At 42.1% G+C, this 15,330-nt stretch carries 14 protein-coding genes; 9 read left to right on the top strand and 5 right to left on the bottom strand.

What is annotated here, in order from left to right; genetic code table 11:
- The first annotated feature begins 58 nt into the window (after window positions 1–58).
- The 6 genes from pomA (at window position 59) to rlmM (ending at window position 5,701) form a co-directional block, all read left to right on the top strand.
- Window positions 59–823: a flagellar motor protein PomA gene (gene pomA, locus ACWU4D_RS15595; RefSeq protein ID WP_456052374.1), complete on the top strand. Its 765-nt coding sequence runs from the start codon at window positions 59–61 to the stop codon at window positions 821–823.
- Between the two features lie 41 nt (window positions 824–864).
- A complete protein-coding gene (locus ACWU4D_RS15590; RefSeq protein WP_456052373.1) occupies window positions 865–1,818 on the top strand; it encodes a flagellar motor protein MotB in 954 nt (317 codons plus the stop codon).
- 160 nt (window positions 1,819–1,978) lie between these two features.
- Window positions 1,979–3,427: a tRNA uracil 4-sulfurtransferase ThiI gene (gene thiI, locus ACWU4D_RS15585; protein ID WP_456052372.1), complete on the top strand. Its 1,449-nt coding sequence runs from the start codon at window positions 1,979–1,981 to the stop codon at window positions 3,425–3,427.
- Window positions 3,428–3,598: 171 nt separating this feature from the next.
- Complete coding sequence (locus tag ACWU4D_RS15580) at window positions 3,599–4,225, top strand: alpha/beta family hydrolase (protein ID WP_456052371.1); 627 nt, start codon at window positions 3,599–3,601, stop codon at window positions 4,223–4,225.
- On the top strand, window positions 4,215–4,613 hold the full coding sequence (locus ACWU4D_RS15575; protein WP_456052370.1) for a DUF423 domain-containing protein: 399 nt from the start codon (window positions 4,215–4,217) through the stop codon (window positions 4,611–4,613). The genes ACWU4D_RS15580 and ACWU4D_RS15575 overlap by 11 nt, the downstream gene beginning before the upstream one ends.
- Window positions 4,610–5,701, top strand: coding sequence for a 23S rRNA (cytidine(2498)-2'-O)-methyltransferase RlmM (gene rlmM, locus ACWU4D_RS15570; protein ID WP_456052369.1), 1,092 nt, complete (start codon window positions 4,610–4,612; stop codon window positions 5,699–5,701). Before ACWU4D_RS15575 ends, rlmM begins: the two co-directional genes overlap by 4 nt.
- 29 nt (window positions 5,702–5,730) lie before the next feature.
- On the opposite strand, the gene xni is transcribed toward rlmM, so the two are convergent.
- The 5 genes from xni to queF form a co-directional block, all read right to left on the bottom strand.
- Window positions 5,731–6,513: a flap endonuclease Xni gene (xni, locus tag ACWU4D_RS15565; protein WP_456052368.1), complete on the bottom strand. Its 783-nt coding sequence runs from the start codon at window positions 6,511–6,513 to the stop codon at window positions 5,731–5,733.
- A gap of 71 nt (window positions 6,514–6,584) precedes the next feature.
- Window positions 6,585–7,952: a nucleotide 5'-monophosphate nucleosidase PpnN gene (gene ppnN, locus ACWU4D_RS15560; RefSeq protein WP_456052367.1), complete on the bottom strand. Its 1,368-nt coding sequence runs from the start codon at window positions 7,950–7,952 to the stop codon at window positions 6,585–6,587.
- 291 nt (window positions 7,953–8,243) lie between these two features.
- The gene (locus ACWU4D_RS15555; protein ID WP_456052366.1) at window positions 8,244–9,824 is read right to left on the bottom strand and encodes a diguanylate cyclase; all 1,581 of its coding nucleotides are present in this window, start codon (window positions 9,822–9,824) and stop codon (window positions 8,244–8,246) included.
- A 114-nt stretch (window positions 9,825–9,938) separates the two neighbouring features.
- A complete protein-coding gene (locus tag ACWU4D_RS15550) occupies window positions 9,939–12,266 on the bottom strand; it encodes a tetratricopeptide repeat protein (RefSeq protein WP_456052365.1) in 2,328 nt (775 codons plus the stop codon).
- Window positions 12,263–13,108, bottom strand: coding sequence for an NADPH-dependent 7-cyano-7-deazaguanine reductase QueF (gene queF, locus ACWU4D_RS15545; RefSeq protein WP_456052364.1), 846 nt, complete (start codon window positions 13,106–13,108; stop codon window positions 12,263–12,265). The genes ACWU4D_RS15550 and queF overlap by 4 nt, the downstream gene beginning before the upstream one ends.
- Window positions 13,109–13,200: 92 nt before the next feature.
- Between queF and syd the strand changes: the two genes are divergently transcribed.
- From syd to gmhB, 3 genes are all read left to right on the top strand, one after another.
- Window positions 13,201–13,746 (top strand): SecY-interacting protein, encoded by a 546-nt coding sequence (syd, locus tag ACWU4D_RS15540; protein WP_456052363.1) that lies wholly within the window; start codon window positions 13,201–13,203, stop codon window positions 13,744–13,746.
- A 4-nt stretch (window positions 13,747–13,750) separates the two neighbouring features.
- Window positions 13,751–14,527: a Zn-ribbon-containing protein gene (locus ACWU4D_RS15535; protein ID WP_456052362.1), complete on the top strand. Its 777-nt coding sequence runs from the start codon at window positions 13,751–13,753 to the stop codon at window positions 14,525–14,527.
- An 86-nt stretch (window positions 14,528–14,613) separates the two neighbouring features.
- The gene (gmhB, locus tag ACWU4D_RS15530) at window positions 14,614–15,162 is read left to right on the top strand and encodes a D-glycero-beta-D-manno-heptose 1,7-bisphosphate 7-phosphatase (RefSeq protein WP_456052361.1); all 549 of its coding nucleotides are present in this window, start codon (window positions 14,614–14,616) and stop codon (window positions 15,160–15,162) included.
- Window positions 15,163–15,330: the final 168 nt, after the last annotated feature.

Genomic DNA, 15,330 nt, shown 5'->3' with positions numbered 1-15,330 from the left:
GATACAAATTATGGTTAGGTTAATCTCGAAGAATAATGAATAGCATGAGGAGTGCTTTGTGGATCTAGCAACACTAGTCGGTCTTTTAGGCGGCTTTGCCTTCGTAATTATGGCGATGATCTTAGGCGGAAGCTTAATGATGTTCTTCGACGTCACCTCAATTTTGATTGTGGTAGGTGGTTCTATCTTTGTCGTAATGATGAAATTTACGCTCGGCGGATTCTTAGGATCGGCAAAAGTCGCGGCCAAGGCGTTTATGTTTAAATCGGACAGCCCAGAAGATTTAATCGCAAAAGTGGTTGAAATGGCAGATGCTGCACGTAAAGGGGGCTTTCTTGCATTGGAAGAGATGGAAATTACCAATAGCTTTATGCAGAAAGGTATCGATATGCTGGTTGATGGGCACGACAGTGATGTGGTTCGTGCCGCGATGCAAAAAGATATTGTACTGACTGATGAGCGTCACAATTCAAGTATTGAAGTTTTTCGTGCATTTGGTGACGTTGCACCCGCGATGGGGATGATTGGGACACTGGTTGGTTTGGTTGCGATGCTATCAAATATGGATGATCCAAAATCAATTGGTCCTGCAATGGCGGTGGCACTCTTAACCACACTTTATGGTGCAATATTGTCAAATATGGTCTTTTTCCCACTTGCCGATAAATTATCCTTACGTCGTGGAGAAGAAACATTGAATCGTCGTTTGATAATGGATGGTGTTTTAGCGATTCAAGATGGTCAAAACCCACGTGTTATTGATGGATTCTTGCAAAACTACATCAATGAAGGCAAAAGAGCTGCAGGTGTTGATGGTGAATAATCTAACCTCAGCCAGCACTCCTAACCTAAAGGAGCCAAGTCATGTCTGATGAAGAAAACTGTACCTGTCCTCCTCCCGGTTTACCTCTATGGATGGGTACGTTCGCTGACCTGATGTCACTACTCATGTGCTTCTTCGTGTTACTGCTTTCATTCTCTGAAATGGACGTGTTGAAATTTAAACAAATTGCAGGCTCGATGAAGTTTGCATTTGGTGTGCAAAATAGACTCGATGTAAAAGATATCCCAAAAGGGACCAGTGTTATTGCGCAAGAATTTAGACCAGGGCGACCAGAGCCGACGCCGATCGACGTGATCATGCAGCAAACAATTGATATCACTCAGCAGACTCTGGAGTTTCAAGAAGGCGATTCTGATCGTGCTGGTGGAAATCAAAAAGAAGATGGTGATGCAAACGGTGGTCAATCACCTCAGGATTCCACTGAGCAAATGGCAGAATCGGAAACGCAGCAACAGGCTCAACAAATGGCCGAAGCGATGACCGAAGAGATGGAGACGGTGCTCGAAAGTATCAGAAAAGCGCTAGACAGAGAAATAGCACAAGGAGCGATTGAAGTTGATAACTTAGGTCAGCAAATCATTATTCGATTGCGAGAGAAGGGAGCGTTTCCTCAAGGTTCAGCATTCTTACAACCTAAATTTCGTCCTTTAGTTCGTCAAATTGCCGATTTAGTTAAAGACGTACCAGGAGTTGTTATGGTGTCAGGTCATACTGATAATCAGCCAACGGAATCAGAGCTTTACCGCTCGAATTGGGATCTATCTGCGCAAAGAGCGGTATCTGTTGCTCAGGAAATGGAACGAGTTCCCGGGTTTAATCATGCAAGATTACGAGTGAGAGGTGTCGCAGATACCGAGCCAGTATCGACCAATGAGACGCCGCTTGGCCGAGCACAAAACCGTCGAGTTGAAATTAATATTCTCCAGGGTGAACCGCTTCTTAGTGATGAAGTCTCGATTGCATCACCTCAATAAATAGGCAGAAAATGAAATAAAAAGGTAAGCTTCGGCTTGCCTTTTTTGTCCTTTCCTTAGTGTTTCAATCTCGTGTATAATCTTGCGCCTCCACGCTGGTCGCTATTAGATCGTGTCTACTATTGTTAATTTGATTAACCGGAACATTGCGAATACTCCTATGAAGTTTATTGTTAAGCCCCATCCAGAGATTTTTGTTAAAAGCGAATCTGTTCGCAAACGTTTTACCAAGATTCTTGAAGGTAATATTCGTAATATCGTCAAACGTCGTACTCAATCGGTGTCGGTATTTAATCGTCGCGACCACATTGAAGTTACCTCTGAAAGTGATGAGTTTTTTCAAGAAACGTTAGAGATATTGACGCATACGCCGGGTATCGCTCAGGTACTTGAAGTTCTGCAGTCTGAATTTACCGACCTTCACAATATATACGAACAAGTCCTAGCGCATAGCCAAGATAAAATCGTAGATAAAACGTTTGTGGTTCGGGCAAAGCGCCGTGGTAAACATGATTTTACGTCGATTGAACTTGAGCGTTATGTTGGTGGTGGGCTTAACCAAGCGGTAGAAAGTGCCAAAGTTAAGCTAAAAAAACCCGATGTGACCATCAATGTTGAAATAGCAGAAGGCAAGCTTAATCAAGTGATTGCGCGCTACAAAGGGTTAGGTGGCTTCCCATTGGGCACACAAGAAGATGTATTGAGTTTGATTTCCGGTGGCTTTGATTCCGGTGTGTCGAGCTATCTACATATCAAGCGTGGTTCGAAAGTTCACTACTGTTTCTTTAATCTTGGTGGGCCTGCGCACGAGATTGGTGTTAAGCAAGTAGCGCATTATTTATGGAATAAATATGGGTCATCGGCAAAGGTGCGTTTTATTTCTGTCGATTTTGAACCGGTTGTTGCAGAAATCTTAGAGAAAGTCGATGACGGCCAAATGGGTGTTGTGCTCAAACGGATGTTTATGCGTGCTGCGGGTATGATTGCTGAAAAGCTTGGCGTACAAGCTTTAGTCACTGGTGAAGCACTGGGGCAAGTTTCTAGCCAAACCTTAACGAACTTGCGCATGATCGATAATGTCACTGATACATTGATTTTACGTCCTCTGATTAACTGGGATAAAGAAGATATCATTAATGTGGCGAGACAAATCGGCACTGAAGATTTCGCTAAAACCATGCCAGAATACTGTGGTGTGATTTCAAAAAATCCAACCGTGAAAGCAGTTAAAGCAAAACTAGAGAAAGAAGAAAATAACTTCGATTTCTCCATTCTTGAGAACGTCGTATTTAGTGCTCGTCAGATGGATATTCGTAAGATTGCCGAAGAGAGCCAGGAGCAAGTTCCTGATGTCGAATCGGTCGATCAAGTGGAAGTGAATGCGGTCGTATTGGATATCCGTAGCCCAGATGAAGAAGACGATAACTCTCTTGTGATTGATGGTGTTGAAGTTCAACATCTACCTTTCTATAAATTGGCAACGAAGTTCGGTGATTTGGACCAATCAAGAACCTATCTTCTCTATTGTGCGCGTGGTGTGATGAGTCGTTTGCAAGCTCTGTATCTTAAAGAGCAGGGTTTTAATAACGTAAAAGTTTATCGTCCTTAGTCATCAATAGTGTTGATGGTTAGAACGTAATCATTGTTGAAGCCGCCTTAAATTAGGCGGCTTTATTGTTTATATACTTGATAGGCGACAGTCTTGGCGTTAATGCATTAGTATTTATCTGGTGCGAGATGGAAAGGGTAGGAAGTCTATGGCGTTAATAGAAGGTGAGATATGACAACAACCGAGATTAATGGAGAGCAGAATCGAGCAACGTTTATTTTTGCTCATGGTGCTGGCGCAGGTCTGGATCACCCATTTATGGAGGCGATCGCATCACAGTTAGCGCAGAGCAATATTCGGGTTATTCGGTTTAATTTCCCCTATATGGTTAGGCAAAAAGAAGAAAATAAAAGGCGACCCCCCGATCGCGCCCCCAAACTGCTTGAAGCCTTTGAAAGTGTGATAAACGAGTTTGCAGTTGATGGGCCGGTTGTGATTGGTGGCAAGTCGATGGGAGGTCGTATGGCCTCGTTGTTGGAAGAACATAACCGCGTCGCCGGTATCGCCTGTCTTGGGTTTCCATTTCATCCCCCGGGAAAGCCCGAGCGATTCAAAGGCGAGCATTTATCCCAATTAACCAAGCCGTGCTTAATTTTGCAAGGTGAGAGAGATACGTTTGGCCCCCGTGTTGAAGTTGAAGAGATGAATCTGAGCTCTTCAATCACTGTCGAGTATATCTCCGATGGTGACCACAGTTTTAAGCCGAGAAAAAAATCGGGTTTAACCGAAGAAGAAAACCTCAGCCATGCTGCAAAAAAGCTGAGTCATTTTATTCTTGAGGTGTTGGATGAAAAGTAGAAAATTGCTTAGCGTCGCAACACTCTATGGCGGAGTCGCGGTCGCTTTAGGGGCTTTTGCAGCACATGGTTTGAAATCGTATCTTTCGGCTTATCATCTTGATGTCTTTAATACTGGCGTTGACTATCAGTTTATTCATACATTAGCGCTTTTGGCTTGTGCTATTTTAATGCGGTTGACCAAAAGCGAAAAAGCGCAAAATTGTTTTTATCGTGCAGGCATTTGCTTTATTATCGGCGTCTTTTGTTTTAGTGGCAGTTTGTATGCACTGGCGCTAACAGGAATCAAATGGTTTGGTCCGATCACGCCTTTTGGTGGTCTGTTATTTATTATAGGTTGGGTGTTTATGGCACTTGGCGTAACAAAACTTGATGAGGTGAACGAGTGAAGCAATTAATGCTCTACTGTCGTACTGGATTTGAAAATGATTGTGCTAGCGAAATCCAAGAAAAAGCCACTCGGTTAGAGGTGTTTGGTTTTCCTCGTGTGGTTAAAAAAAGTGGTTACGTTATCTTTGAGTGCTATCAAGATGGCGACGCAGAGAAGCTTGTTAAAGAAGTCGATTTTTCATCATTGATTTTCGCACGCCAAATGTTTGCGATATGCGCTGAATTTGAAGATTTACCTAAGGACGATCGTATTTCTCCTATTCTTGATGATCTAAGCGAAGTAGAAGGACTGCCGAATTGTGGTGACCTTCGTATTGAGACACCTGATAATGAAGAAGCAAAAGAGCTGCTTAAATTTTGCCGTAAATTTACCGTTCCACTTCGCCAAGCGTTACGTGGCAAGGGGATTTTGTATAAAAAAGAAAACCTAAAGAAACCGGTATTACATTTGTGCTTTATTAAACCAGGCCATTGTTATGCAGGGGTTTCTTACGCGAATAATAATTCCCCGTTTTATATGGGTATCCCACGATTGAAGTTCCCAGCGGATGCACCAAGTCGCTCAACACTCAAATTGGAAGAGGCTTTTCATGTTTTTATTCCTAAAGAAGAGTGGGATGAGCGGTTGGCATCGGGAATGTGGGCTGTTGATCTAGGCGCTTGCCCAGGTGGATGGACTTATCAGCTCGTGCAGCGCTCTATGTTCGTCCATGCGGTTGATAACGGCATGATGGCAGATAGTCTGATGGATACTGGGCAAGTTAAGCATCATCAAGTGGATGGTTTTAAATTTGAACCACCTCGAAAAAATGTCACTTGGATTGTGTGCGACATGATAGAAAAGCCAGCACGTGTTGCTCAATTGATGGGGGAATGGTTAATTGCAGGCTGGGCTCAAGAAGCGATCTTTAATTTGAAGTTACCGATGAAAGGGCGCTTTGATGAAGTGTGGCAAGATATTGAGAACTTAAAAACCTTCTTGAATGAGCATAACGTTAAATTCAAGCTGCAGGCGAAACACTTATATCACGATAGAGAAGAGATCACAGTTCATATTCAGTCACTGTCGAACATCTCTCCTCACTAACATCTCATTGCTATTTTCTAGTGATAGTTTTATGTTGTTGAACTTGGTTTCAAGCGCAAATCTTGTAAATTGAAGCCAAGTTCAATGTCTGTTTTTAATGACGCTACCTGACGACATATTCTTGCAATTTCAATGTGTTCATCAAGTTTTTTACGATATTTAGCGGCAATTTCATCACTGGCATACGCCGCTTCAATAGTCGGAAATTGAGTTAAAATCTCTTTTGCGGCTTTTGGGCCAACGCCCGGAATTCCACTCATTTGGCTAGAGCTAATTCCAGTTAGTCCCCAGTAATCGGCAAGTTGCTCTGGCTTAACGCCGAACTCCTTTTCTATGAATGGAGCATCTAACCAACGATGTTGAAAGTAGTCCCGGATTTGCAGTGTCGGTGATAGGATCTGACAGTATCCTTTATCGGTCGATATAATGGTCACTTTCTCATTATGAGAGGCAACTTTTACCGCTAGAGTTGCGACCAAATCGTCCGCTTCGTCTCCTTCGGAAAGCAGAGAATCTATACCTAACTCCCACCATGCGTCTTGAATGCTTTCAAGACCTTCTTGTAGAGCAGAAGGCATAGGTTTACGTCCTTCTTTATAGCTTGGTAGTAGCTCAGCACGCCATCCTCTGTCTTCGTGGTTATGGTCAAATACAGCAACAATATGAGTCGGTTGGGCTTCATTGATAACACGCGTGAGGGTTCGAATGGTGGTTGTCGTGGTACGTGCGATATCATTGGGATCTGGCTGAGCGGAATGAACCCGACGGATCAAATTCAATGCATCGATAATCACGAGATGAATGTTAGACATAGTAATCACAAAAAAGGGGCTGAGCCCCTTATTGTAATCAAATCGATTGTTTTTGACAGCCTAAGCTTTGGCTAATCTTGATTCATTATCCGGTAACAGGGCTGATAGGCTTGTCCACCTGGTAGCTTCATTCGATCTTGATCAACAAAGTCCTGCAGTAACTTATCCATTTTGGCCATTAATGACTTATCTCCATCAATCATAAAGGGGCCATGACGTTCAATTTCCAGTATACCTTCTGCTTTCACATTACCAGCAACAATTCCTGAGAACGCCTGACGTAAGTTTGCTGCCAATTGTTCCGGTTGTTGATCATAGTGGAGATCGAGCTCTGCCATATTTTGATGGCTTGGGTCAAAGGGTAATTGGAACGGCTTATCGATTTTTAATGACCAGTTAAAGCTGTATGCATCGCCATCTGCTTTACGGTAGGCGCGCACTTTAGGCATCGCTTCGGCCATTGCTTTCGCAGCTGCTTCAGGATCATCGATAATGATTTGATAATGTTTACGAGCATCTTCTCCCAGCGTATCGAGAATAAACTGATCGATAGAGTGGAAATAGGCTTCGCTCTCTTTTGGACCTGTAAGCACAATTGGAAGAGGTTGATCAGCATTGTCTGGATGCATCATGATGCCAAGAATATACAACAACTCTTCTGCGGTACCTGGGCCCCCTGGGAAGATAATAATACCATGACCTAAACGAACAAATGCTTCGAGCCTTTTTTCTATGTCCGGCATGATAATCAGTTCGTTAACGATCGGGTTTGGTGGCTCAGCGGCGATAATAGAAGGCTCTGTCAATCCAATGTAACGAGCACTTTTAGAACGTTGCTTAGCGTGACCAATTGCAGCCCCTTTCATTGGACCTTCCATTGCTCCTGGTCCACTTCCCGTACAAACGTTGAGCTCACGTAACCCAAGTTCGTGACCAACAGAACGCGTATATTGATACTCGATTTCGTTGATTGAGTGGCCACCCCAACACACGACCAAATTAGGTGTTACCCCCGGAATTAATGTACCGGAGTTGCGTAATATGGAAAAAACCAGATTGGTAATATGTGCAGGATTGGTTAAATTCAGTCTTTGGTTTTCGGCAATTTGCATGTTGACGTAGACAATGTCACGCAACACCGAAAAAAGCAGTTCTTGAATTCCTTTAATGATATTCCCATCGACGAAGGCATGGCTCGGTGGGTTAATCAGTTCAATCTTAATTCCTCGCTCTTTGCGTAATACATCTACATCAAAATCTTTGTACTTATCGAGGAGTTCTTTTGAATTGTCGGTATGAGCACCCGAATTTAGGACGGCGAGAGTGCAGTTGCGATAGAGTTGATATAAGGTATCACTCGATGCTGTTTTTTTAAGGCGCTCAACTTCAATTTGAGAGAGCAGGTCCATACTGCCCATTGGGCTTATTATAGTATTCATACATTCCTCCCCACTTATGTCTCATTTTATCGGTTAATTCCGAGCTTATTGGTTACCCGATTGCTTCTCGAACTGCATAAGCAATAGGCAGTACAGCAAATTGATCAAATGAGAGATAAACAAGTATTGATTGTTATAGTGAATATAACCTGATTTACGATTAAATCAGTGTCCACGATTATTATTATAGCAAGATTAAATTAACACTTTGATTTTTCAGTATCAATCAGGGGGTAATTTAATATAGGGCAGGTGTTCAGAGGCAAGTTTTATCGAAATAATATACTGCCTCTATTTCCAATTGATAGTGTTGTGACCTTGTTTTTTTGTTTCCGACATCGCTCTAAATACGCGCTCTAACACATCTTCAGGAGTATCATTTTCCTTAAACCCAACGCTAGAAGCACTAAGAGTAATCGAGAGACTTTGCTGTTTAAATTTAAAGGGTAATTTAGCAATGGTCGACTGTACTCGCTCAATTTGTCGATAGGTTTCATCATGGCCATGCTCGGGCATGATGACAATAAATTCTTCACCAGAGAAGCGAGCGATGGTGTCGTTACCCGACATTTCTTTGCTTAGAGTTCGAGCGATTATTTTTAACGCTTTATCTCCGGCAGTAAAACCAAACTTTTCGTTAACTTCTCGGAAATTATCGATATCGAACAAGATGATTCTGAGATCATGCTGAGACTTTATCCAACGATGATATTCAACTTCCAAACGCTCATGGAAAGCCGTTCGGTTGTATACCTTGGTTAAAGGGTCTTGGAGCATGCGCTCGGCTTGATCATTAAGACGACGACGATAATCTAACGTGGTTTCTTGCAGTGCTTCCATTTGGTTTTGGGTATATATCATGCGCTCGATTAACGCTTGTTCTCTTGTTTCTGCGTGCATTAACCGTTCAGCTAGCGATTGAAGCTCATTGAACATGGGATCAATCGTTTGTTTGATTTGAGTAAGGTCCGTTCCCTGATTGAGTACTGATTGGCTTTTGGTGACGAGTTGGCTGAGTTCTAAATTCATTTCCTGGCGGTGAATCGAATAACTTTGGCTTTGCTCGACACTATCTGCTGTACTTTTAAGGTTTGTTTTGAGTGATGTATTAATTTGTTCTAAAAGCTTTTCTGATGATTTTCGCTCATGCTTGGTTCCTTCAATGACTAAACGTAGTACATCCAAGGTTATTTCTATGAGGTGGTTTGCCTCTACTCCAATCAATAACTTAGCGCGAATATCCAGTAATTGATCGCCTGCGTCACCATCGAAATCAAGTTCGGTGATTAAACTCTGCAACTCTTCACAAAGGCGAAGAATTAACTCTTTCTCAGCCGCTTGTTCGATTTCTGAACAGGCGAGATCTGGATTGGTTGAAATGATTTTAACTGAACGTTCAAACAACCCTAGTAAGCGGTAGGCTTGATCACCTTGTGGCAAGCGTGTTGAATCAGAAAGACTTAGGAGATCGCGCACATCCCGTTTTACCTTTATAGGCAAACCGGGTATGCGAAGCAACGCTTCGCCACTGTGACGGATCTGATTGTCTAAGTTGATAGTCTGCTTCTCCATTGTTAACGCCTGCTTTTTTAATCCTCGTTCTATAACGGCCATTTGCGAAATAGCTGAACCTAATTCGCCATTTTTTTCTAGAGAATTATTTTCGAGAGATTTTCGCAGCTCACTTAGTTGGAGGTTCAGATCTTTGTTATTACTTTGATAAACGGTAGTAAACGAGCTTAAAAGGCGTTTTAAGATATTGCGCTCTCTAGTAAATTTGAGCGATGAATCGCGATGTGTCAAACGCACTTTCGCCAATTGACGTCTTAGCGTAAGTAATTCGTCCTGAGTCGTATTGTCGGAGGCGATCATAATGAACCAAATGAATGGATTAGCAGAAAACAGGAATTCCTATTAATGAATCTATCGATAATAGCAAATAAACACTCTACGTCACGCGGTCACGTTTAATTTCGACTAATTTCTCTACATTTTTAATGAATGTTTGATGTTCTCCTCAATCTTGCAAGAAGAGTGAACTTTTATTATTCCTTGATCAATCGCTTGTTGGCATGCGGTTCGAATATTGTCCGAAGCAAAGCTTGCAGCGGGCGCATTATCGATCGCTTTAAAGTAAACCCAATGACTTGCTTCTTCATTGTCGCTAAGGTGACATGATGTACTTGTTGCCATTAAGAGAATATCTAACAGCTCCCTTTCATTTATCATCATGTACGCTCTTGGAAGGAAGGGGTAATCAGCAATCCCCATTCGAATTACTCGATTGATATCTCGCGACGGTTGAAATTCGTCTATCCACATCTTTATTTGTTCGAACAGTTGGTGTGGTGGGGTATTGGTATCTCGATTTTTTTCAATATAGAGTAAGTTCGCATCGGTAAAGTGAAATAAGCGCATATCGTCATTCAGTTTGTCAGTTAGAAACTGACCAAAGCTTTGTTCTAACTCAAGCCCAGCGGTGTAGCCATATTGTAAATACATATCTCGAAGAAAGGGCACATCAATGATGGCAAAGCGCAGTCGATCAGAAAGAGGCTCATGGATAAGTTCTCCGATGTGCCACTGCTCGTAGGTTCGACTGGTTTTATGAAGCGAGGACGGTAAGTTTGCATTGAGCATTCTTAAATTACTTAAATTGGAACGAGAGTGAGCAAAGAGTCGATTATTGATCCCATCGATTTCGCTTTCTTGAAGCCTAATAATGTGACCGCGTCGAAATATAATTATCAGGAAAGCAACAGCAGCAATAGTTAAAGCAACGGTTACGTGCTGTAAGGTGTTAGTACGTTGAGTGATAGAGTTAAGCTTTTTCTCTTGCTCAGTGAAGTGTAATGTTTGTTCGACAAACTCTTTTTGCTGGCGGAATGTATCTTCGCCAATTTGATTTAACTTTACCTGATTAAGCTGGTTTAGTTCATTGTAACGTTTGGCAAAACTAAGGGCTTGTTCGTTCTCACCCATCTGTTCATTAACGTCGGTTAAGAGAACATAGGTTTCTAACTCAAGGTCAATCTGTTTGGTTGTTTTTACAAGCGAGAGTGCTCTTGTGCCATAGGTTGCCGCTTGTTTAAGTTTTCCCTGATAAAAAGCTAACCCACTTTGCAGTAACGTAGCTCGTGCTCTAAGCGAAGTATCGTTATGTTTATCAAGTAACAAAAATGAATTATCTAAATACTGCTTTGCAAGCTCATAATTTTCTAACTGATAATAGGTACCCGCTAGTTTGATTTGCATTTCTATATATTGGTTAATATGGGAACTTAACTCATCCTGATCGAGCACATTAAGGTAGTGAACGAGTGCAAGGTTGAATCGTTTCTGCTCATAGTAGCTGTCTCCCATGAGTTTCAGTATCTCCGCTAGAGCTGGGGTATCCTGATAACCATTGTAAAAATCAGCAGCTTGGCGAAGATAAATCAGAGCCTGATCGTAAACTTTACGTTGATAAAATACTTTTGCTAGCAAGGTGTTCGCTTTCGCAAGCTGAACACTAGAGTTTGAGTCTACCGCGCTCCAATAGGCGATGAGCAGATCAGGCAGTGCTTTATTGTAACGCTTATTATTTAGGTAGTGTTGACCTACAGCGAGGTGATAATTGATAAACCTTTGTTTCTCTAGTTGATCTTCAGTATATTCTTTTGCAATCACGAAATATGCATGCGCCAGTGTCATATCACCATCGTGAGAGGCTACTTCTGCTTGTATCATTGCTGCTTGGTAATGCAGTCGGCGAGTGAACGTTTTAGAGTTATCAAAGTTGTTTAGCTGTGCTGCTAATTGACTTAATCGTTCAAGTGCGCGTTCAGAATTATAAGAGTTCAACCATTGAAAACGTGCGTCTAGAAGGTCCAATTCAAGCTTTTTAAATGGAAGGGAAAAACGTTGAGCAACTTCTTTTGCTTGCTCTAAGTAACGTTGAGATTTGTTTTTGTCACCAAGCTGCCACCAAGCTTGCGTCAATATCTCAAGTGCTTCAATGCTGTTGTTTGGCGTGCGAATTGGGTTCGTCGATGAGCTATTTACGCCATCAGAAGCGTTTTGTTTGATCCGACCTGAAATTCTTCTATTGTCGAGAAAATCTTGACTTAACCTTTGTGCTTGCTTGGGCGAAATATCAAGCATCAAACGCGCTTCTTCTATACTCGGCGAAGCAAACTCAACGGCGAATACTTTCGGTAAGAAAGACATCAACAGTAAATTTAGTACTAATATGAGTGCTAAATTTCGACTAAGTGTTCGCAACACGGCACTCAAGTTGATTGTTGGAGCGGTGGATAAGGCGCTTTGCTTCACTGGCGTGCCATTCTTGCTAAGTTAGCTGGATGCGTATTTTCAGACGAACGATATGGGTTAATATCCAGGCCTCCACGGCGTGTATACCGTGCATAGACGACGAGGAATTCAGGTTGGCAGTAACGTTGGATATCAGTAAATATTCGTTCAACACATTGCTCATGAAATTCATTGTGTTCACGAAACGAGATGATATAGCGTAACAATGATTCTCGATTGATTTTATGACCGCGATATTGAATTTCGACACTGCCCCAATCGGGTTGATTGGTAATTAAGCAATTTGATTTGAGTAAATGGCTGTGTAAGGTCTCTTCGACAATTTCGCCACTGATGGCATTTTCTAGCAACGAAGCATCGAATTGGTAATTTTTGATGTCGATATCTTGGTAGTCGATGCAATCGCCTTCCATAGTTCCAATACGTTGATGAGCAAAATCTTCGATTGCTTTGAGCTCAACGTCGACTTTTTCACCTGCGCAATTCGATAGATCACTGATCAGGCGATCTGTCACGTCGATCCATGAATCAAACGTTGTTTGGTTGAAGCTGTTTAGGTAAAGCTTGAACGATTTGGATTCAATTAAGTTTGGACTCGTAGCGGGTAATGTAACGTGCCCCACAGCAACTTGAGGCAAACCTTTGGAATTTAGCCAAGAGATCTCATACAGTGTCCAAATATCACACCCTTTGAATGGCAACACTTCGCCAAGGTTCAAATCATCTCTATTGAGGCTACGTGGAACCGACTGTAAAAGACTTGCGTCGTATTTATTCACGTAGCTAACATTTTTTCCGAGTGTTAGACCGTCGAGTTGTTGTGATTTGGAATATTTGCTCATAATCGTGACAGTTTTCGTTTAGAATGCAGTGAATTTTACGCAATCCTATCCATCGTGTCATTAAAGACTCGATGACTATTTTCGGAGAAGAGATGAATCACGTGGTTAAGCAAGCATTAGAAGCATTAAGTGAACGGTATCGAATTGCTTATCAAGCGAGCCATAACTCAAATCCAATCAATCCTGAACTTAGTGATATGCCATCTCCATGTATTGTTAAACAGCACGATGATGGTGTTGAATGGCAATGTGTTAGTCGAGAGGTTCAAGCCAATTTCGCTAATGTCGAACAGGCAATTGAATTGACTTTACATGATGATATTAAAGCATTTTACGGATCGGTCTTTAGTGCGGATCTGGAATGCAGTTGGGATGAAAATGAGTTATCCCTGCTCCAAGTTTGGAGTGAAGATGATTTCCCAATGTTGCAAGAGAATATTCTGGGTCATCTTTTAACTCAACGCCGACTAAAACTGAAGCCTACGGTCTTTATCGCGGCAACCGATGCAGAGCTTGATGTTATTTCGATTTGCAATCTCAGCGGCGAAGTGATTTTAGAACGTTTAGGTACCGATAAACGAGATGTATTAGCGCCAGATGTTGTTCATTTCCTTAACCAACTTGAACCGAGAGTCTAATTAGATGTATTTAATGGAGCTTCAGTTTGAGTGTTTTGATAACACCACATTGACAGCCGTCGATAAGGCGATCAATGGATTACTCGAGGCGTTGCGCTACAATGGCCAGATTCTAGGTCGAGAATTTCCTATCATTATGGGAGATGCTGAGTTCTTTGCTCGAGTTATCTGCCCTGAGAAAGACAGCTTACACCCTAGATACCATTCTGATTATGTCAAAGTCTGTTTGAGCCGGGTGAACGAGGCTTCATTGATTGGCCCTAAGGTGAAAATGCTGGGACGAGACTTGAGTTCTGAAGAAACCGCATCCGATTTAACGCCTTCATGGCAAATTCTATATACTACGTATGTGCACAATTGTTCTCCGCTTCGAAGTGGTGACACTTTTCAGCCAATCCCTCTCTACCGTAATCAACCAACGTTAAATGGTGATCATAAAGCCGTCATTAAATGGCAAACTGAATGGCAAGCTTGTGATGAATTGCAAATGGCAGGAGGGTGTCGTGCTGAGCATGCCGCGCTAGATGAAATCACTGATGCGAACAGTGACTTGTTTCGTCGAGGATGGGACTTACGAGGACGAATTGAATATATCACTAAGATTCCAACCTATTACTATCAATATCGTGTTGGTGGTCAAAGCTTGACGAGTGAGCAAGCGAGATGCTGTCCGAAATGTCATGGTGAATGGCGGTTAGAAGAACCAATTCACGACATTTTTCATTTTAAGTGCGATTCGTGTCGTATTGTTTCAAACCTGTCTTGGGATCACTTAAAGTAGCTATGTTCAAAGGGGAGAAACTTTTGAATATGTAATCTCAGTAAATGGATAGGTCATTTTAATTAAACTTAAGAGAATTTTTAACCATGAAACCTGCCGTATTTTTAGATCGTGATGGTGTAATAAACATTGATCATGGTTATGTACATAATGAGGATGACTTTGAGTTTGTCGAGGGTGTATTTGAAGCTACTCGAGAGCTACAAAGTCGCGGTTATCTTTTGGTCTTAGTGACCAATCAGTCTGGTATTGCTCGAGGCAAGTTTAGCGAAGATCGCTTTATGAGTTTAACTCAATGGATGGATTGGAACTTCGAAGATAATGGTGTGGAGTTCGATGGTATTTATTACTGTCCGCATCATAGTGAAGCAGGCATTGGTGAATATAAGCAAGATTGTGATTGTCGCAAACCGAAACCAGGGATGTTCTTATCTGCTCGAGACTTTTTGAAAATCGATATGGCGAAATCCGTCATGGTTGGAGATAAAGCGGAAGATATGATGGCTGCACAGGCTGCTGGAGTCGGGACGAAAATCTTGGTTCGTACCGGAAAACCAATCACTGAACGCGGGACGGAGCTGGCAGATGCCGTGTTAGACAGCATTGCAGATGTACCGAAGTATTTGTTAGCGTAATTCGAGTGAAATGAATTTCGGTTAAGTTAATCAATAAATATTCAGACAATAAAAAAATCCTGCTCATTGAGCAGGATTTTTTTATTTAAATAAGATGGTGGAGGGGGACGGATTCGAACCATCGAAGGCGGAGCCGGCAGATTTACAGTCTGCTCCCTTTGGCCACTC

Source organism: Vibrio phycocola, assembly GCF_053850235.1.
Note: the sequence above shows the minus strand (reverse complement) of the source record. Positions and strands in the feature narration are given on the sequence as shown.

Coding starts and splice junctions, on each gene's coding strand:
- ACWU4D_RS15590 (WP_456052373.1), top strand. CDS start 865: ATGTCTGATGAAGAAAACTGTACCTGTCCTCCTCCCGGTTTACCTCTA.
- ppnN (WP_456052367.1), bottom strand. CDS start 7,952: ATGAATACTATAATAAGCCCAATGGGCAGTATGGACCTGCTCTCTCAA.
- ACWU4D_RS15535 (WP_456052362.1), top strand. CDS start 13,751: ATGTATTTAATGGAGCTTCAGTTTGAGTGTTTTGATAACACCACATTG.
- ACWU4D_RS15575 (WP_456052370.1), top strand. CDS start 4,215: ATGAAAAGTAGAAAATTGCTTAGCGTCGCAACACTCTATGGCGGAGTC.
- syd (WP_456052363.1), top strand. CDS start 13,201: ATGAATCACGTGGTTAAGCAAGCATTAGAAGCATTAAGTGAACGGTAT.
- thiI (WP_456052372.1), top strand. CDS start 1,979: ATGAAGTTTATTGTTAAGCCCCATCCAGAGATTTTTGTTAAAAGCGAA.
- xni (WP_456052368.1), bottom strand. CDS start 6,513: ATGTCTAACATTCATCTCGTGATTATCGATGCATTGAATTTGATCCGT.
- ACWU4D_RS15555 (WP_456052366.1), bottom strand. CDS start 9,824: ATGATCGCCTCCGACAATACGACTCAGGACGAATTACTTACGCTAAGA.
- gmhB (WP_456052361.1), top strand. CDS start 14,614: ATGAAACCTGCCGTATTTTTAGATCGTGATGGTGTAATAAACATTGAT.
- queF (WP_456052364.1), bottom strand. CDS start 13,108: ATGAGCAAATATTCCAAATCACAACAACTCGACGGTCTAACACTCGGA.
- ACWU4D_RS15580 (WP_456052371.1), top strand. CDS start 3,599: ATGACAACAACCGAGATTAATGGAGAGCAGAATCGAGCAACGTTTATT.